The following is a 16845-nucleotide window of genomic DNA, read 5'->3' as shown; positions in this document are numbered from 1 at the left end:
GATCCACGGACACGGGAGGGTAAGTGGATCCGCAGGGCGAAGTCAGCGCCGTTCACCCGTCCCGGGCCGAACGGCTGCGCAGCGCGCCGACGGGCGTGCTGCCGTACTACCTGGTCGTCGAGGCCACCGCCGTCGTGCTGCCGTTCGCGGTGCGCTCGGCGGCGCCGGCCCCGCGGGAATGGCTCTACCTGGCCATCCTGCTCGGCTCGGCCGTCGTGCAGACCGAGCTGTCGGCGAAGGCCGAGCGGATGCAACGGTTCCTCGCCGGGAACCCGCACGTCAGTGTCAGCTCGGTCTGGTTCTTCGCCGCGGCGCTGTCGACGCCGCCGGCGCTCGCGTCCGTGCTCACCGTGCTGATCTACGGCCACCTGTGGCTGCGGATGGCGAGCGTGCCCGGCGCGCGCCTCTACCGGCTGACGTGCTCGGTGGCGACGTACGTGGTCACCATCTTCGCCGCCCGGGGTGTAGCCGACCTGTTCGGCACCGGTCCCGGCGCTCCGGGCGTGGCCGCGACGGTGGCCGCCGGGCTGACGTTCTTCCTGGTCAACACGCTGCTGGTGATGGTCGGGTTCAAGCTGCACGAGCCGGACCGCCCGCTGCTGTCGCTGGCGGGGTCGGTGTCGGAGAACGTGCTGGACGCGGCGACGCTGTGCCTCGGGGCGGTGGCCGCGGTGCTGCTGACCGCGCGGCCGTGGCTCGTCCCGCTGCTGGTGCTGCCCATCGTCCTGCTGCGGCGCGGGGAGCTCGGGCGGCGGCTGGAGCTGCGGGCCGGCCGCGACCACAAGACCGGCCTGCTGACCATGGCGGAGTGGCGGACGCGGGCGGAGGCCGAGCTGAGCCGGGCGGCGCGCGCCGGGGGCGACTGCGGGATCCTGATGCTCGACCTCGACCACTTCAAGCGCGTCAACGACACCCACGGGCACCTGGCGGGCGACGACGTCCTGCGCGCGGTCGCCGGAGCCGTCCGGGGCGAGGTGCGGATCTACGACTCGGTCGGCCGGTTCGGCGGCGAGGAGTTCGTCGTGCTGCTGCCCGGCATCGGGCGCGTCCACTCGGTGGCGGTCGCCGAGCGGATCCGCGACGCGGTGGCCGAGCTGACCGTGGTGGCGGCGGACGGAACGCGGATCGCCGGGCTTTCGGTGTCGATCGGGGTGGCGGTGCACCCGGACGCGGGCCGCGGGGTGGACGAGGTGCTCGGGGCCGCGGACAAGGCCGTCTACGCGGCGAAGAACGCCGGCCGGGATCGGGTCTGCGTCAGCCATTGAGGACTTGCGCGCCCCGCCGCCATCCGTCCAGGGTGGCGGGCCGGCCCGGACGGAGCAGCGTGGTGACCTCGACGTCGACGAGAAAGGCCTCGGCCACCGTGACGACGGTCAACGATCCCACTGACCGAGAATCCTGTAGGAAATACGATTCTTGCCGGGATGGGCAACGGCTGTCAACGGCCGGGGTGCCGCTGAGAGGGACGCTCATGCACGTCTGCTGCCCCGCAGACTCTGGTTCCGCTCACTGCCCGCACCCGCGTGCTGTACTTGGTCCAGACCTTCGTCGACGCGGACAGGTGGCACCTGTTCGCGGTTCTTCGTGTTCCGAAAACGCCCTGTCCCGCAACGCAATCCGTCTTCGAGTCCACATCGGACAGACGTTCGCCTCCGCGAATTGCGGACAGAAGACCGGACAAATCTGGACCATCTCCACGGCCCGCCCGCACACTCGGCGCACGGTGAGTTTCTTTCCCCCCTGCCTAGAAGGAGACCTCATGCGTCGAAGAATCGCCCTCGCCCTCGGCGGCGCCGCCGTCCTGACCGCGTCCCTCGCTTCGTCGTCCCTCAGCCCGGCCGTCGCCTCGCCCGGGTTGGTCGCCGCCATGCAGCGGGACTTCGGCCTGACCGCCGCGCAAGCCGAAACCCGGCTCGGCCAGGAGGTGACCGCCGCGCGGGTGATGCCGGCCGCGCAGCAGGCCGCCGGGGCCGCCTTCGGGGGTGCCTGGTTCGATCCCGCGCTCGGCAAGCTCGTCGTCGGCGTGACCGATCCCGCCGCGGCGGACGCCGTCCGGCAAGCCGGTGCCGTAGCCGCGTCGGCCAAGGTCAGCGCCGCGAAGCTCGACGCGACCAAGGCCGCGATCGACGCCGCCACCAAGGCCGCTCCCGCTCCGGCGGCCGTCAGCGGCTGGCGCACCGACCCGCGCGCCGGCAGCGTCGTCGTCACCCTGCGACCCGGCGCGCACGGTGCCGACGTCGACGCCTTCCTCGCGAAAGCGCGCGAAGCGGGCCCGGTCACGGTGGCGACCGCGCCGGCCGCCGAGCCGTTCTCCGCGGGGACCGTCGGCGGCGATCCCTACTACATCAACGGCAACACCCGCTGCTCGATCGGCTTCTCCGTGCAGGGCGGCTTCGTCAGCGCCGGCCACTGCGGCGGCGTCGGCAGCTCGGTGGTCGGCTGGGACGGGTCCGCGATGGGCAGCTTCGCCGGCTCTTCCTTCCCCGGCAACGACTATTCGTTCATCCGCATCGGCAACGGCTGGTGGACCGCGCCGGTCGTGCTCGGCTGGGGCACGGTCAGCGACGCGCTCGTCCGCGGCTCCTGGGTCGCGCCGGTCGGGACGTCGGTGTGCCGCTCGGGCTCGACGACGCACTGGCACTGCGGGGTCGTGGAAGGGCTCAACGAGACCGTCAACTACTCCCAGGGCGCCGTCTACCAGGTGACCCGCACGAACGTCTGCGCCGAACCCGGTGACTCCGGTGGCTCCTTCATCACCGGCGACCAGGCCCAGGGCGTGACCTCGGGCGGCTGGGGCAACTGCAGCTCCGGCGGCGAGACGTGGTTCCAGCCGGTGAACGAGATCCTGCAGACCTACGGCCTCTCGCTCGTCACCGCGTAGTGCGTCGCGCACGGCACCGGTCGCGAGGTCCTACGCGGGGCCGGTGATTCCGATCGGTGTCGTGCGCGGGCCGGCCGGGTTCGACTACGCGTGGTTGCCCGGCCTCGAAGGCGGGACAACTCCGTCCGGCCTGAGCGATGAATCCGGCGGGCGCCGCCGGTAGGTACCGGTGAAGCCGCGCCACCAGGGCGCGGTGCGAACCCACCGGGAGTGGTCATGAGCGTGATCGTCGTCGAGTTCCTCACCCTGGACGGTGTCGTCGAGGACCCGGACGGCTCCGGCGGCACGGCCACCGGCGGCTGGGCCTTCCGGCACGGTCCGGAGGCCGTCGCCGGGGACAAGTTCCGGCTCGGGGACCTGCTCGACACCGGCACCCTGCTGCTCGGCCGGACGACGTGGGAGCTCTTCTCGAAGCTGTGGCCGGGCCGCACGGACGAGTTCTCCGTCCGGCTCAACAACGCGGCGAAGCTGATCGCCTCGAGAACGCTCGACGACGTGTCCGCGTGGCAGAACTCCTCGCTGCTGCAGGGAGATCTCGTCGACGAAGTCCGGCGGCACGAGGGCGAGCTGATCGTCATCGGGTCCGTCGGGATCGCGCAGACCCTCGCCGGCCACGGCCTGGTCGACGAGTACCGGCTGCTCGTGTTCCCGAGTGTCGTGGGCGTGGGCAGGCGGCTCTTCGAAGCTCCCGCGGATCTCGCGCTGGTTTCCGCCACGCAGGTCGGGTCCGCGGTGCTCGGCACCTACCGGACGCGCTAGGTCCGCAGGAGGCTCGCGAGCCAGCCGCCGAGGACCTGCTGGACCTCGGCGCGGGTCCGCGCCGGATCGTCGGCCGCGGCGATCATCCGCGCCGCCTCCATCACCGCGCTGAGCACCAGCTGCGCCAGGGCGCGGACGGGCATTTCCACGATCAGCTCGTCCGCCCTGGCCTGCTCCAGCACGGCGACGATCAGGCCGAGGCCGTACTCCGCCTCGATCTCGCGCCAGACGTCCCAGCCGAGCACGGCCGGCGCGTCGGTGAGCGAGATGCGGCGGACCTCCTCGCGCAGGCAGGCGTCGAGGAAGACGCCGAGGCCCTGCAGCATGCCGGTCAGCGGGTCCGCGGCGCCCGCGAACGCGGCCTCGACCTCTTCGGTCAGCTCGCGTTCCAGCTCTTCGACGACGGCGCGGAACAAGCCCTGCTTGTCGGCGTAGTGGTGGTACAGGGCGCCGCGGGTGACGCCGGCGGCGCGGGTGATCTCGTCCGCCGGGACGGCCTGGTAGCCGCGGGCGGCGAACAGTTCGCGCGCGGCGGCGACCAGGGCGGCCTTGGTGCCGGCGGAACGGTCCTGCTGGGTACGTCGCACCCGCTCAATCTGCCATGATGCCCGCGAACTCGACGATGTGCCCGGCCAGCGCGGCGGGCTGGTCTTCGGAGACGAAGGTGTAGGAGTCGGGGACTTCCACGACCTTCGCGTCCGGGAGCAGCGCGGCGAGCCGGTGCGCCAGCCGGATCGGGAACAGCTTGTCCTCCGGGGCCCACGCGAGCAGCACCGGCCGGTCGAACGTCCGCAGCGCCTGCGCGGCGGCCAGCGTGTGCCGTGGGTGCACGTCCCGCAGCAGCTTGCGCAGGTCGCGGCGCACGCCGAGGGATTTCCGCAGCGGCGAGAGGTAGGCCTGCGCGACGGCGTCCGGCAGCGGCCGCTTGACCACCCAGCCGAAGAGCAGGGGCAACGGGTACAGCGCGCGGATGCGCAGCAGCTGCCCGAGCACCGCCATCGAACCGGGGATCCGGGCGATCGGCGGCAGCGCCTTGAAGACGGGCGGGAAGAAGTACTCGAAGCAGTCGGACGGCGTGAGCACGACCCGCCCGACCCGCTCCGGCCGGCGGCTGAGCAGGATCTGCGTCAGCGCGCCGCCGGTGTCGTTGGCGACGAGCGTGACGTCCCGCAGGTCCAGTGCGTCGAGGAAGTCCGCGATCAGCTCGGCGTTGCCGACGGGGGAGAGGTCGGCGTCGGCGCGCATCGGGAGGTCGTGCGCGCCCAGCGGCAGGTCCGGGGCCAGGCACCGGAACCCGGCGGCGGCGACGTCCGGCACCACCTTCCGCCACAGCTCGGCGTTCGTCAGCACTCCGTGGACGAACACCACCGGGGCGCCCTCGCCCCGCTCGAAGTACCGCACCTCGCCGGCCGGCAGCCGGACGCGGTGCTCCTGACCCAGGGATTCGCTCCGCTTCGTCATGGGATGAGAATACATACGTGGTGTATGTATGTAAATCGAACTGACGGTGGGCGCCGAGTCGGGGCTGGGGTGCAAGGAGGGGCGCCGTCGGCCGAGGAGTGCGGTGGCGCCCCGGACTTGGCTTCGGGGAAAGGTTGGATCCGGGGGCACCACCGCCCGCGGGACAGCTGACACGGTGTCCTGCGGTGAAACCACCCTACGAACCGCCGGAGCGTCTGACCAGGGCCTCGATGCGGTGTCGAAGGTTTGTCGCCCGGTCGATCACCGGTGCTACCGAGAGTGGGCGAACACGTCTTTCGTGGTAGCCTTCAGTTGAAACTTCAACCGATTTGTGTGCCGCGCGGGGAGCCCCGATGTCGATCTTTCGCCTGAACCACGCCGTGCTCTACGTCCGCGATCTGGCCGAAAGCGTCGCGTTCTACCGGGACGTGCTGGGCTTCGGCTACATCGAAGGCGGCGACGTGCACCGCGGCGCGGCGTTCCTGCGGGCCCCCGGATCGGCCAACGACCACGACCTCGGCCTGTTCGAGCTCGGCTCCCACGCCGCGGACTCGGGGGCGGGGGAGACGTCGGTGGGGCTGTACCACCTCGCGTGGGAGGTCGACACGCTCGGCGACCTCGAGCGGCTCGCCGGCCGGCTCACCGAGGCCGGCGCGCTGGTCGGCTCGTCCGACCACGGCACCACGAAGTCCTTGTACGCCAAGGATCCCAGCGGGCTCGAGTTCGAGGTCGTCTGGATCATCCCGCGCGAACTGCTGACCGACGACGACCGTTCGAAGAACGGGCGGCTCGACCTCGCGGCGGAGCTGGCGAAGTACGGTCCCGACGCGCGCAGCGGCGTCGGGATCTCGCGCCACTAGGCCGTGACGCGGGCCCGCGCCGGTTCGGAAGCGCGGTTCAACGCGGGGAGGTTGGCGAGCGCGAAGCGGCCCGGGCCGACGAAGGCCACGACGAGCAGGCTCCAGCAGAACAGGGTCGCCGCCTCGCCGCCGTTCTGGATCGGGAGCACGCCGTCCGGCAGGTGCGCGGTGAAGTACGCGAAGGCCATCGAGCCGGAGCCGAGCACGGCGGCCACCCGGGTGCCGAGGCCGAAGCAGACCAGCGCACCGCAGACCAGCTGGATCACCGCGGCCCACCACCCCGGCCACGCTCCGACGGCCGCGGGCGCCTTCGCGCCGAGCACGCCGAAGAGCGTCTTCACGCCGTGGCAGGCGAACAGGAAGCCGATCACGATCCGGTAGAGCCCGATGACGTGGTCGCGGGCCGGGTCGAAGCGGTGCATGGGTGCCTCCGGGGGCGGGTGCGGGCGGCATCGAACCGGCCGGCGCTGCGGCCGGCCACCGGGGATTCGGTGGATTCAGATATACCGCCCGTGAAGAGTTGACACACCCCCCGAAAGTTGCTTAACCGGTTTTCCGAACGAAATACGGGTGGGTTGTTGTGTGGTGGTCTGGACCTTTGCTTTTCCTCTGCGGTAGAACGGGAAACCGCCAGACGGGTGATCTTCACCTGTGGTCCAGACCAGTTAGCGGGCTGGTCCTTGTTTCGCGATTATTTCCGATTCTTTTCGATTGACGGCGCAGCGGTGCTCCTTGGGCCTCGCGGATCAGCCCGGCTACCCGGGGCGCGTCCGCGATCGCGCGCAGGTCCGGAGCGAACGGCGCCCACGCGCCGGACTGCGGCTGGTTCGCCGGCTTCCACCGGGCCCACCGGCTCGTTCCGAAGGTGACCGTCCCGACGCCCCGCTCATCCGCCTCGACCCGCGGTACTCGGCGCGGTCGGCCAGTGCGCGACGAAGATGATCCGCTGGTCGGTCACGAGGTAGGACGTCGCCTCGGCGCGGCTGCGCACGCTTCGCAGCCGTCCCTGTATCGCGATGGCGAATCCCGGCGCCCCGGCCGTGAACACGAGGTAGCCCGGAAATGACGGGTCGAGGGTCGTCAGCAGGACGACCGCGAGGACGATGACGATGACGATGAGCATGACCAAGTGTTCGTGTCGCCCCGTACACGCTCGCGTGGCCTTCAAGGTTGTGACGGACACCGCACGAACATGTTCGTGGCAAACGTGCTCGTAACGAACATGTTCGTTACAGTGGACGCATGGCTCCGGAAAGCACGTACAACCGCCGGGAGCGTCCGGCGAAACCGGCCTTGACCCGCGAAGGCATCGTGGCGACGGCCGTCGCGGTCATGCGCGCCGAGGGCGTCGAGCGCGTCACCATGCGCCGCCTCGCCAAGGAGCTGGACACCGGTGCGGCCTCCCTCTACGTGTACGTGAAGGACACCGAAGAGCTGCACGCCGCGGTGCTCGACGAACTCCTCGCCGAAGTCGAGCTCGGCGGGGCGGGGGACTGGCGCGAGCGCCTGTGGGCGGTGCTGGATTCCTACCGCTCGGTGCTGTTCGCGCACCCGAGCCTCGCTCGCGTCGCGCTGGTGACCCGGCTGAGCGGGCCGCACTACCTGGCCGTCGTCGAGGCGGTGCTCGAGCTGCTCGACGAAGGCGGCATGGCACCCGGGCAGGCCGCCTGGGCGGTCGACGTCCTGCTGCTGACGGCCACGGCGACCGCCGTCGAGCACGGCAGCCGCCGCGAGAAGCCGGGCGCCGACCGCGAGCACGAGGTCATGACCGAGTCTCTGGCCACGGCTTCGCCGCAGACCCATCCGCACATCGCCGCGCTGGCCGCCGACCTGGTGTCCGGCCCCGGCCCCGCCCGCGCGCGCTGGGCGTTCGACGCGCTGCTCAACGGCGCGCTCGCCACCCCGCGGCCCGAACCCGAGGAGACCCGATGACCCGGATCGCCATCGTCGGCGGTGGCCTGGGCGGCCTCACGCTGGCCCGCGTCCTGCACACCCGCGGCATCACGTCGACCGTCCACGAACTCGACGCCTCACCCACCGCCCGCGACCAGGGCGGCACACTGGACCTGCACGAGGAATCCGGCCGGCGCGCCCTCGCCGAAGCGGGCCTGACCGGGCAGTTCCGCGCCATCGCGCGGGAAGAGGGCGAGGCGCTGCGCATCCTCGACCACGACGGCGTCGTCCGGTTCGAGGAAGGCGCCGAAGCGAGCGGCGGCACCCGGCCCGAGGTGGATCGCGGGGCCCTCAAACGCATCCTGGTCGAATCGCTGCCGGACGACGTCGTCCGCTGGGGCACCAAGGTGACCGCGGTGTCCGCCGGCCGGCTCACCCTGAGCACCGGCGAGGTCGTCGAAGCCGACCTGGTCGTCGGGGCCGACGGCGCGTGGTCGAAGGTCCGGCCGCTGCTGTCCGCCGCCGTCCCGGTCTACTCCGGACTGTCGTTCGTGGAGGCTCAACTGTCCGATGTGGACGAGCAGCACCCGGCGGTGGCCGCGCTCGTCGGCCCGGGTTCGATGTTCGCGCTGGCCGGCGGGAAGGGCCTGATCGCCCAGCGCAACGGCGGCGGCCGGATCCGCGTGTACGCCGCCGTCAAGAACGAAGATCCCGCCGCGGTCACGGGCCTGGCCGACCGCGCGCGCCTGCTCGAGGTGTTCGCCGACTTCGACGCCGGGCTGCGCGCCCTCCTCGAGGAGAGCGACGACACCCTGATCCCGCGCCCGATCCACGCCCTGCCGGCCGGCCACCGGTGGGACCGGGTGCCGGGCGTGACCCTGCTCGGCGACGCCGCGCACGTCATGTCGCCGTTCGCGGGCGAGGGCGCGAACCTGGCCATGCTCGACGCCACCGAACTGGCCCTCGCGCTGGCTGCCCACGACGACGTCGAAAGCGCTCTCGCGGCCTACGAAGCCGCGCTGTTCCCGCGGGCGGAAGAAGCCGCCCGCGACTCGGCGGACAACCTCGAAGCCTGCTTCCGGCCGGACGCGCCCGCCGCCATGGTCGAGCAGATGCTCGCCCACGCTCACCGCTGACCGAAAGGAACCCGAGATGACCCGGACACTGCGTCCCCACCCGGGACTGGACCTCCCCCTCGTCGACACCGGCCGCGGCGACCGCACCGTGCTGGTCCTGCACGGCGGCGCCGGCCCGCGGGGCGTCGAGCCGATCGTCGAGCACTTCGCGCCGCGCGCCCGCGTGCTCGCGCCGACGCACCCGGGCTGGGCCGGCACGTCCCGACCGGACTGGTTCTCCGGCGTCGACGACCTCGCCGTGACCTACCTCGACCTGCTGGACGACGAAGACGTGAGTGACGTCCTCGTGGTCGCCAGCTCCTTCGGCGGCTGGGTCGCGTCCGAAATGGCCGTCCGCGACCGCGGGCACCGGATCGGCCGGCTCGTGATCCTCGACGGCATCGGCGCGGAGGTCGAGGGCCACCCCATCAGCCTGCCGCAGCCGCCGCCCGGCGCGCCCGGGCCGGACCCGGCGGATATGGCCGCGCTGCGGGTTTACGCGGGCGAGGAGATCGCCGACCCGAAGCTGCTGCGCCGGCTCGCGCGCGTCCGGATCCCGGCGCTGCTCATCTGGGGTGCCGACGACGTCGTCGTGCCCCCGGAGTTCGGCAAGGTCTACGCGGCCGCCTTCGCCGACGCCCGGTTCGAGGTCGTCGCCGGCGCGGGTCACGTACCCCACGTCCAGGCACCGGCCGAAACGTTCGCGTTGATCGACGAGTTCGCCGGACGAGCTTGATCGTCGACCCCGTAGAGTGGCTCCATGGTGGACGAAGAGGTCGTCTCGGACCGCATCCGGCAGATCGCCGCCACGCTCGCGGACCGGGCGGCCGAGCTGACCGGGGAGCTGGTCCAGCTGTACGCGGCCGACCTGCCGCAGCTGGTCAACGACGACGAGCGCATGGTGAGCCTGCTGTCGGCGAGCGTCTACCAGAACATCGAGACCGCTCTGCAGATCTTCCAGCACGGGATCGACCCCGCGAACGTCGAGCCGCCGGCCGCGGCCATGGAGTACGCGCGCCGGCTGGCCCAGCGCGGCACCCCGGTGTTCGACCTGATCCGCGCGTATGACCTCGGACAGGCCGCGATGCTCGACTTCGGGTTCCAGGAGTGCATCCGGCTCGTCGACGACGCGGCCCTGCTCGGGGCCATGATGCGCCGGCTGCTCAAGGTCGCCTACGAGTTCATCACGCGGGTCGTACGCCAGCTCGTGAACGTCTACCAGGACGAACGCGACAAGTGGCTGCTCAACCGGAGTGCCGCGCGGGCGGCGAAGGTGCTGGACCTGCTGAGCGAGAACGGCGGTCCGTCGGACGTCGACGCGGCCGAGGCGGTCATCGGCTACCGCTTGCGCGGCACGCACGTGGGGATGATCGTCTGGCACGCGTCCGAGACCCACGACGTGCTGTCGCTGCTGGAGTCGGTCGCGGGTGCGGTGCTCGAGCGCGCCGGCGGCCAGGGACGTCCGCTGTTCGTACCCCGCGACGAGGCGGGCGCGTGGGCGTGGCTGCCGGTCGCGTCGGTCCGCCGCGAGCACCTGGACGCGGTGCTCGCCGAGGCCGACCCGGGCGTGCGCGTGACGCTCGGCGACCCCGGCAGCGGTGTCGCCGGCTTCCGCGACACCCACCAGCAGGCCCGCCGGGTGCACGCGCTGGCGCTGGCCGCCGGCGAGCACTGCGACCGCGTGCTGACCTTCCGGGACGTCGGCACGGTCGCGTTGATGACGACCGACCTCAACGCGGCCCGGCTGTGGGTCGCGAGCACGCTCGGGCCGCTGAGCGCCGACGAGGAGAACTGCGCGCGGCTGCGTGACACCCTGCGCGTGTTCCTCGCGTCCGGCGGCAGCTACACGGCGGCCGCGGCCGAGCTGACGATGCACAAGAACTCGGTGCAGTACCGCGTCCGCAAGGCGCAGGAGCTGCTGCCGCGCGAACTCGCCGAAAGCCGCCTGGACGTCGAGCTCGCGCTCAACCTGAGCCATCGCCTGGGTGCGGCCGTGCTGGCGCAGGCGTGACTTTGGTATCCCGGACCACCCCAGCCGAAGATCGTTGGTGCGCGGGCACGAAGCCGGGATGAGCCGATCGGCCTACTTTTCGTGTATGGGTGAAAACGGTGGGATGCTCGCGTTGGTGCGGCTACGCCGAGGCGTCGTCGGCGAAAGCAGACGCGTCTGCCACCTGATCCCCGTCCCGCCCGCGGGCGCCGTGCCGGCGCACCTGACGGCGCTGTGCGGGGAGGACATCTTCCCCGGCGAGGCCGAAGTGCTCGACGGGCTGCGCGGGATGCCGTGCCACGCCTGCCTGATGCAGAGCGCGCCGTCGGGGCCGGGCCTGCTGGCGAACGCAGGCTGAGCCGGCCGGCCGCCGTGGCAAGCTGACGCGGTGATCGACGAGACGTCCCGGCCGGTGGTGGTGCTGCTGGCCCACCCCCGGCCGGGCAGCTTCAACCACGCGCTCGCCGCGCGCGTCCGCGACTCCCTGACCCGCGCCGGGCGGCCGGTGCTCTTCCACGACCTGTACGCCGAAGGCTTCGACCCGGTGCTCACCGCGGACGAGGCCTACACGAGCGGGACCGGGGCGGAGGAGCTCCTCGCCGCCGAACCGGATCCGCTGGTGCGGCGGCACCGGGACGAGCTGCGCGACGCGGGCGGGCTCGTCGCGATCCACCCGAACTGGTGGGGCAAGCCGCCCGCCATCCTCGGCGGCTGGCTCGACCGGATCCTCGTCCCGGGTGTCGCGTACCGCCTCGACGACGCCGGCGGCGCGCCGGAGTCGCTGCTCTCGCTGCGGCGGCTGCTGGTGGTGAACACGTCCGACACCACCGAGGAGCGCGAGCGGACCCTCTTCGGCGACCCGCTCGACGCGATCTGGAAGCGCTGCCTGGCGCCCTACCTCGGCGAGCCGGACGTGCGCCGGCTGGTGCTGCGGGTGGTCGCCGACGCGGACGAGCCGCGCCGGGCCGCGTGGCTCGACGACGTCGAATCCGAGGTCCGGAACCTGTTCGGTGGTCACTGACCGGTTCCGGCCACTTCCGGTGAAGACCTTGAGGCGGTTTCGGGCGGCGTGCGATTCTCGGCTCGACCCGGCACCGGCCCGACGAGGGGGAACCGTGAGCATGCTCGAGCGCATGGCCGAAGAACGCCGTCGCCGCAAGGAAAGCACCCCGGAGGCAGCGGCCGGGCAGCAGTGGGGCACGTGTGTGGGCGTCCACGAAGTCGGCGACCGGCGCCGGAAGGTGGCCCGCGTGCTGCTGGCCAGCGGCATGGTGATCACCGCCTACCTGCCCCTGAACGCGATCGCGCCGGTGGTCGACGCGCCGGTGCTGGTGCAGACCCGGGCGATCGGCGACCCGGGTCCCGGCCGTGGCGACTTCGTGGCCGCGATCGGCGACCAGCCGGGCCACGGCGACGTCGTCACGTACTGACGTGCGCACCGTCTCCCTGGTGACCCTGGGCTGCGCGCGCAACGAAGTCGACTCCGACGAGCTCGCCGCCCGGCTCGGCGACTCGGGCTGGCGCCTCGCCGAACCGGGCACGGAAGCCGACGTCGTCGTCGTGAACACCTGCGGCTTCATCGAAGCGGCGAAGAAGGAGTCGATCGACACGGTGCTCGCCGCGTCCGGCAAGGGCGCGAAGGTCGTCGCGGTCGGCTGCATGGCCGAGCGCTACGGCCGCGAGCTCGCCGACGCGCTGCCCGAGGCCGACGCCGTCCTGTCGTTCGACGACTACCCGGAGATCGGCGACCGCATCGAGGACGTCCTCCACGGCCGAGCCCGGCCCGCGCACACCCCGCGCGACCGGCGCACGCTGCTGCCGATCACGCCGGTGCAGCGGCCCGCCGCGACCGTCGCCCACGTTCCCGGGCACGGCCCGGCGAGCGGCCCGAAAGTGCTGCGGCACCGGCTCGGCGGCGGCCCGATCGCGCCGCTGAAGCTGGCTTCGGGCTGCGACCGGCGGTGCACGTTCTGCGCGATCCCCAGCTTCCGCGGCGCGTTCGTTTCGCGGCCGCCCGCCGAGATCCTCGCCGAAGCCGGGTGGCTCGCCGGCCACGGCGTGCGGGAGCTGGTGCTCGTCAGCGAGAACTCGACGTCCTACGGCAAGGACCTCGGCGATCTCCAGGCACTGGAGAAGCTGCTGCCGGAGCTCGCCGCCGTCGCCGGCCGCGTCCGGGTGAGCTACCTGCAGCCGGCCGAGCTGCGCCCGAGTCTCGTCGAGGCGATCGCCGGGACGCCGGGCGTCGCCCCGTACTTCGACCTCTCGTTCCAGCACGCGAGCGGCCCGGTGCTGCGCCGGATGCGCCGGTTCGGCGACCGGGAGCGGTTCCTGCAGCTGCTCGAGCGGATCCGGGCGGTGGCGCCGGCCGCCGGGGTGCGGTCCAACTTCATCGCCGGCTTCCCGGGCGAGACCGACGCCGACTTCGCCGAGCTGAAGCGCTTCCTGGCGCAGGCCCGGCTGGACTACATCGGCGTCTTCGGGTACTCGGACGAGGACGGCACCGAGGCCGCCGGCCTGCCGGACAAGGTCCCGGCTCCGCTGCTCGCCGAGCGCGTCGAGGAGCTGTCGGTCCTCGCCGACGACCTGGTCTCCCGCCGCGCGGAGGACCGGGTCGGGGCGGTCGTCGACGTGGTCGTCGGAACCGCCGGGATCGGCTGGGCGGCGCACCAGGGACCCGAGGTCGACGGGCACGTGACGTTCGCCGGGGCGGCGCCGGAGCCGGGCTCGCTCGTCCGCGCCGAGGTCGTCGGCACGCACGGAGTCGACCTCGAAGCCCGCGTCCTCACCGAAGACCGCTGAGGGCGAGCTTCGCCGCCTGCGCGATCAGCCGGTCGTCGGGGGACGCGTCCTTCGCCTTCTTGTCGGACATGACCACCAGCACGATCGGCGCGCGTCCCGGCGGCCAGACGATCGCGATGTCGTTGCGCGTCGCGTAGTCGCCGGTGCCGGTCTTGTCGGCGACGGCCCAGCCCGCGGGTGTGCCCGCGCGGATCACCGTCGCGCCGGTGGTGTTGGCGCGCATCATGTCCGTGAGCACGGTCCGCTTCTCCGGTGGCAGCGCGGTGCCGAGCGTGAACGCGCGCAGGCTGGTGGCCATCGCGCGCGGGGTGCTGGTGTCGCGGAGGTCGCCGGGCGCGAGGTCGTTGAGACCCGGCTCGGTCCGGTCGACGTGCGTGGTCGTGTCGCCGATCCCGCGCAGCGCGGCGCCGAGCCCCTGCGGGCCGCCGAGCTCCTCGAACAGCAGGTTCGCGGCGGTGTTGTCGCTGTAGCGCAGCGCCGCGTCCATCGCGTCGCGCAGGGTGATGCCGGTGATGACGTGCTTTTCGGTGACCGGCGAGTTCGGCTGGAGGTCGGCGCGGGTGTACTTCAGCACCTTCGCCAGCCCGTCGAGGCTCGTGCGCCGGAGGACGGCGGCGGCCGAGAACGCCTTGTGCGTCGAGGCGTAGCCGAAGCGTTCGTCGGCGCGGTGGACGAGTTCGCGGCCGGAGCCGGTGTCCACGGCGTACACACCGAGGCGGGCGTCGAACTCGCGCTCCAGGGGCGCGAAGTCCGCTTGCGGGGCGGCCGCGGCGGTCGACGACGTCGTCGTCTGCGCCGCTGGTGCGGGGGCTTCGGCGGTGCAGGCGGTGAGCGACAGGAGGGCCAGCGCGGCGAGCGCGGCCCGCCGGACGTGGGGGAACGGCACGAGGGATCCTTTCCGATCTTGATCGACCTCCGCAGTTTCGCCGGGTTCGCCCATGCTGTCCAAGACGGAAACGACCGGTTCGATGCGGGAATCGCATAGAGTGGCGTCGTGGACCTGGTCGGCGGCTGCAGGGCGTTCGTGAGCGTGAGCGAGGCGGGGAGCTTCACGGCGGGCGCGGCCGTCGCGCGGATCCCGCAGCCGGTCGCGAGCCGGCGCATCGCCGCGCTCGAACGGCACTTCGGCGAGCGCCTGTTCGACCGTTCGACCCGCCGGGCGCGGCTCACGCCGTTCGGGCGGGACGTGCTGCCCTCGGCCCGGCGGCTCGTGCAGCTGGCCGACGCGCTGGAGTACGACGCGCGGCGCGCGCGGCTGCGGCCGATGCGCGTGGCCGTCCCGGAGACCTGCGGCGTGCGCGAACTGGCGGAACTGGCCGCCGAGGCCCGCGCACTGGAGGTCCATTTGGAGTTCCGCGTGGCGCCGCCGGGGGAGCGGGCCGAGCTCGTCCGCACGCAGGAGGTGCGGGCGGCTTTGGTCGCCGTCCCGGCCGACGAAGGCGTGTGGTCCGTGCCGCTGGGGCTGGCCGGCGTGGCACCGCCGCCGGCGCGGGTCGTGCACCTGGAGACGTTGCGGGCCGGGCGGTCCGGCGGCGCCCGGCGGCACGTCCGGATCCAGCCCGAGGACGACGTCCCGCACGTCCGCGACCGGTTGCTGCGGGTGCGCGACGTCGTGGGCCTGCCGCCCGGTCAGGTCGCCGTGGCCGGCTCCCTGACCGAGGCCGCCGCGGCGGTGTTCGGCTCGGCGGACCTGCTGCTGTGCTCGGCCGCGCAGGCCGGCGAGCTGCGGCTGCACTGGCGGCCGGTCGGGGAGGTCTCGCTGGCGCGCGGCTTCGGCGTCGCCGCCGGGCTGGGCGAAGACGCCGAGCGGCTGCTCGGCGGGCTGTCTTCGGCGGTCGCACGGTGCTTGGGAGCCGAGGCGTGAGCGCCGAAGCGCTGGTCGGGCAGCTGCGGACCGAGCTGGACGAAGGTGGGCTGCGCGGGTCGTTCCTGGTCCGCGACCTGCGGTCCGGGCACGAGCTGGGGATCGACCCGGACCGGGTGTACCCGATCGCGTCGCTGGTCAAGGTCCCTTTGGCGGCGGCGACTCTGGAGCGCGTCCGCCGCGGCGAACTGGACGGTGCGACGCAGCTGGAGGTCGAGCCCGGCGGGGTCACCACGCCCGGGCCGATCGGGCTGACGCGGTTCCGCCACCCGGCCCGGATCGCCGTGGATGACCTGCTGTACCTGAGCACGGCGCTGAGCGACGGCGTGGCGGCCGACGTCCTCTTCGGCCTGACCCCGCCTTCGGGCGTCATGCTTTCGCTCGAGGGCTGGGGCTTGTCCGGCATCGCGGTGCGGCACCTGATGGCGGACCTCGTCGACACCCCGGCTGAGCGGTTCGACGCGGGCGAGGTCGATCTGGCGCACGCGCTGGCGATCGGCGCGGGCACGGCGGGGCAGGCCACCGGCTGGCGCAGCTCGACGTCACGCGCGCGAACGCGGCGTCGGCGCGGGCGGTGCTCGAGCTGCTGCAGGCGCTGTGGACGCCGTCGCGGATCGACCCGTCGGTGGCCGCGGGTGTCCGGGAGCTGATGGCGCACAACGTGATCCGCCACCGCCTGACCCCGGACTTCGCCTCGGACGCGGCCCGCTGGTCGTCGAAGACGGGGACGCTGCTGAACCTGCGGCACGAGGCCGGGGTCGTCGAGCACGCGGACGGGCGGGTGTTCGGGGTGGTGGCGCTGACGGAGTCCCGGGTCCCGGCGGTGCTCCAGCCCGAGGCGGACGTGCTGATGGCCCGGGTGGCCCGGGCGTTGCGCGATCACCTGCGCGGGGCGTGAAGCGCGGTCGGTGCGATCGGGGCCCCCGGACGAGCGCCGGCGGTCCTGAAGGTCATGAACGAGCCGTTCATGACGTCGGAGGCCAGGGCTCCGGCAAAGTCACGGCCGCGCGCGGAGTCGGGTGTCGCGAATGGGTCATTGGGGGCGTCGGAGGTCCCGAATGAGTCATTCGCGACGTTTGGCGGTGGTTGGCGACGTCATGAACGACCCTTTCCTGTCGTCCAGCGTGGTGAACGACCCTAATCAGTTCTGGGAGTGAGTTATCCGGCACACTCCTGGTCGGTAGCCGGCTGGCAGGTGAGCACTCGTGGACCCTGGACGCGTG

At 72.6% G+C, this 16845-nt stretch carries 19 protein-coding genes and 1 pseudogene; 14 read left to right on the top strand and 6 right to left on the bottom strand.

Annotated features, from left to right (window positions below):
- The first annotated feature begins 23 nt into the window (after positions 1 to 23).
- Positions 24 to 1265 (top strand): GGDEF domain-containing protein, encoded by a 1242-nt coding sequence (locus AB0N03_RS46125; protein ID WP_364386745.1) that lies wholly within the window; start codon positions 24 to 26, stop codon positions 1263 to 1265.
- Here the strand turns inward: AB0N03_RS46125 and AB0N03_RS46120 are convergent.
- On the bottom strand, positions 1255 to 1377 hold the full coding sequence (locus AB0N03_RS46120; protein WP_364386743.1) for a hypothetical protein: 123 nt from the start codon (positions 1375 to 1377) through the stop codon (positions 1255 to 1257). The two genes, AB0N03_RS46125 and AB0N03_RS46120, sit on opposite strands and share 11 nt — an antisense overlap.
- A gap of 382 nt (positions 1378 to 1759) precedes the next feature.
- On the opposite strand from AB0N03_RS46120, the gene AB0N03_RS46115 reads away from it, so the two are divergent.
- Positions 1760 to 2881: a S1 family peptidase gene (locus AB0N03_RS46115; RefSeq protein WP_364386741.1), complete on the top strand. Its 1122-nt coding sequence runs from the start codon at positions 1760 to 1762 to the stop codon at positions 2879 to 2881.
- A 216-nt stretch (positions 2882 to 3097) separates the two neighbouring features.
- Positions 3098 to 3640, top strand: a complete 543-nt coding sequence (locus tag AB0N03_RS46110) for a dihydrofolate reductase family protein (protein WP_364386739.1) — start codon at positions 3098 to 3100, stop codon at positions 3638 to 3640.
- Here AB0N03_RS46110 and AB0N03_RS46105 read toward each other — a convergent pair.
- On the bottom strand, positions 3637 to 4227 hold the full coding sequence (locus AB0N03_RS46105) for a helix-turn-helix domain-containing protein (protein ID WP_364386737.1): 591 nt from the start codon (positions 4225 to 4227) through the stop codon (positions 3637 to 3639). The genes AB0N03_RS46110 and AB0N03_RS46105 overlap by 4 nt on opposite strands.
- A gap of 4 nt (positions 4228 to 4231) precedes the next feature.
- Complete coding sequence (locus AB0N03_RS46100; RefSeq protein WP_364386735.1) at positions 4232 to 5101, bottom strand: alpha/beta fold hydrolase; 870 nt, start codon at positions 5099 to 5101, stop codon at positions 4232 to 4234.
- A gap of 353 nt (positions 5102 to 5454) precedes the next feature.
- Between AB0N03_RS46100 and AB0N03_RS46095 the strand changes: the two genes are divergently transcribed.
- The gene (locus AB0N03_RS46095; RefSeq protein WP_364386733.1) at positions 5455 to 5961 is read left to right on the top strand and encodes a VOC family protein; all 507 of its coding nucleotides are present in this window, start codon (positions 5455 to 5457) and stop codon (positions 5959 to 5961) included.
- Here the strand turns inward: AB0N03_RS46095 and AB0N03_RS46090 are convergent.
- Together AB0N03_RS46090 and AB0N03_RS46085 are read right to left on the bottom strand one after the other, a co-directional pair.
- The gene (locus AB0N03_RS46090; RefSeq protein WP_364386731.1) at positions 5958 to 6383 is read right to left on the bottom strand and encodes a DoxX family protein; all 426 of its coding nucleotides are present in this window, start codon (positions 6381 to 6383) and stop codon (positions 5958 to 5960) included. The two genes, AB0N03_RS46095 and AB0N03_RS46090, sit on opposite strands and share 4 nt — an antisense overlap.
- A gap of 464 nt (positions 6384 to 6847) precedes the next feature.
- The gene (locus AB0N03_RS46085; protein ID WP_364386730.1) at positions 6848 to 7084 is read right to left on the bottom strand and encodes a hypothetical protein; all 237 of its coding nucleotides are present in this window, start codon (positions 7082 to 7084) and stop codon (positions 6848 to 6850) included.
- 119 nt (positions 7085 to 7203) lie between these two features.
- Between AB0N03_RS46085 and AB0N03_RS46080 the strand changes: the two genes are divergently transcribed.
- From AB0N03_RS46080 to rimO, 8 genes are all read left to right on the top strand, one after another.
- Positions 7204 to 7893 (top strand): TetR/AcrR family transcriptional regulator, encoded by a 690-nt coding sequence (locus AB0N03_RS46080; RefSeq protein ID WP_364386728.1) that lies wholly within the window; start codon positions 7204 to 7206, stop codon positions 7891 to 7893.
- Positions 7890 to 8990 carry an NAD(P)/FAD-dependent oxidoreductase gene (locus tag AB0N03_RS46075; RefSeq protein WP_364386726.1) on the top strand — a complete coding sequence of 367 codons (1101 nt, stop codon included), beginning with the start codon at positions 7890 to 7892 and terminating at the stop codon, positions 8988 to 8990. The genes AB0N03_RS46080 and AB0N03_RS46075 overlap by 4 nt, the downstream gene beginning before the upstream one ends.
- Positions 8991 to 9006: 16 nt before the next feature.
- Entirely contained in the window at positions 9007 to 9705 is a 699-nt protein-coding gene (locus tag AB0N03_RS46070; protein WP_364386724.1) for an alpha/beta fold hydrolase, read from the top strand.
- Between the two features lie 24 nt (positions 9706 to 9729).
- Positions 9730 to 10980 carry a helix-turn-helix domain-containing protein gene (locus tag AB0N03_RS46065; RefSeq protein ID WP_364386722.1) on the top strand — a complete coding sequence of 417 codons (1251 nt, stop codon included), beginning with the start codon at positions 9730 to 9732 and terminating at the stop codon, positions 10978 to 10980.
- A 103-nt stretch (positions 10981 to 11083) separates the two neighbouring features.
- Entirely contained in the window at positions 11084 to 11317 is a 234-nt protein-coding gene (locus tag AB0N03_RS46060) for a hypothetical protein (protein WP_364386803.1), read from the top strand.
- A 30-nt stretch (positions 11318 to 11347) separates the two neighbouring features.
- Positions 11348 to 11980 (top strand): NAD(P)H-dependent oxidoreductase, encoded by a 633-nt coding sequence (locus tag AB0N03_RS46055; RefSeq protein WP_364386721.1) that lies wholly within the window; start codon positions 11348 to 11350, stop codon positions 11978 to 11980.
- 94 nt (positions 11981 to 12074) lie between these two features.
- Entirely contained in the window at positions 12075 to 12389 is a 315-nt protein-coding gene (locus AB0N03_RS46050; protein WP_364386720.1) for a hypothetical protein, read from the top strand.
- Position 12390: 1 nt separating this feature from the next.
- On the top strand, positions 12391 to 13758 hold the full coding sequence (gene rimO / locus AB0N03_RS46045; protein ID WP_364386719.1) for a 30S ribosomal protein S12 methylthiotransferase RimO: 1368 nt from the start codon (positions 12391 to 12393) through the stop codon (positions 13756 to 13758).
- Here the strand turns inward: rimO and bla are convergent.
- A complete protein-coding gene (bla, locus tag AB0N03_RS46040) occupies positions 13742 to 14644 on the bottom strand; it encodes a class A beta-lactamase (RefSeq protein ID WP_364386718.1) in 903 nt (300 codons plus the stop codon). The two genes, rimO and bla, sit on opposite strands and share 17 nt — an antisense overlap.
- A gap of 108 nt (positions 14645 to 14752) precedes the next feature.
- Here bla and AB0N03_RS46035 point away from each other — a divergent pair, with 108 nt between their 5' ends.
- Together AB0N03_RS46035 and AB0N03_RS46030 are read left to right on the top strand one after the other, a co-directional pair.
- On the top strand, positions 14753 to 15622 hold the full coding sequence (locus tag AB0N03_RS46035; protein WP_364386717.1) for a LysR family transcriptional regulator: 870 nt from the start codon (positions 14753 to 14755) through the stop codon (positions 15620 to 15622).
- Positions 15619 to 16520 (top strand): annotated as a pseudogene (locus AB0N03_RS46030) (serine hydrolase). The gene AB0N03_RS46035 and the pseudogene AB0N03_RS46030 overlap by 4 nt, the downstream one beginning before the upstream one ends.
- The last annotated feature ends 325 nt before the right edge of the window (positions 16521 to 16845 follow it).

The organism is Amycolatopsis sp. NPDC051061 (assembly GCF_040682935.1).
Classification (GTDB): domain Bacteria; phylum Actinomycetota; class Actinomycetes; order Mycobacteriales; family Pseudonocardiaceae; genus Amycolatopsis.
This window is presented reverse-complemented; position numbering and strand designations above follow the sequence as displayed.

Bases quoted from the DNA above. Each gene is read 5' to 3' on its own strand.
- AB0N03_RS46100 (WP_364386735.1), bottom strand. From the start codon at position 5,101: ATGACGAAGCGGAGCGAATCCCTGGGTCAGGAGCACCGCGTCCGGCTG.
- AB0N03_RS46065 (WP_364386722.1), top strand. From the start codon at position 9,730: ATGGTGGACGAAGAGGTCGTCTCGGACCGCATCCGGCAGATCGCCGCC.
- AB0N03_RS46090 (WP_364386731.1), bottom strand. From the start codon at position 6,383: ATGCACCGCTTCGACCCGGCCCGCGACCACGTCATCGGGCTCTACCGG.
- AB0N03_RS46110 (WP_364386739.1), top strand. From the start codon at position 3,098: ATGAGCGTGATCGTCGTCGAGTTCCTCACCCTGGACGGTGTCGTCGAG.
- AB0N03_RS46085 (WP_364386730.1), bottom strand. From the start codon at position 7,084: ATGCTCATCGTCATCGTCATCGTCCTCGCGGTCGTCCTGCTGACGACC.
- AB0N03_RS46080 (WP_364386728.1), top strand. From the start codon at position 7,204: ATGGCTCCGGAAAGCACGTACAACCGCCGGGAGCGTCCGGCGAAACCG.
- AB0N03_RS46060 (WP_364386803.1), top strand. From the start codon at position 11,084: ATGCTCGCGTTGGTGCGGCTACGCCGAGGCGTCGTCGGCGAAAGCAGA.
- AB0N03_RS46075 (WP_364386726.1), top strand. From the start codon at position 7,890: ATGACCCGGATCGCCATCGTCGGCGGTGGCCTGGGCGGCCTCACGCTG.
- AB0N03_RS46070 (WP_364386724.1), top strand. From the start codon at position 9,007: ATGACCCGGACACTGCGTCCCCACCCGGGACTGGACCTCCCCCTCGTC.
- AB0N03_RS46115 (WP_364386741.1), top strand. From the start codon at position 1,760: ATGCGTCGAAGAATCGCCCTCGCCCTCGGCGGCGCCGCCGTCCTGACC.
- AB0N03_RS46095 (WP_364386733.1), top strand. From the start codon at position 5,455: ATGTCGATCTTTCGCCTGAACCACGCCGTGCTCTACGTCCGCGATCTG.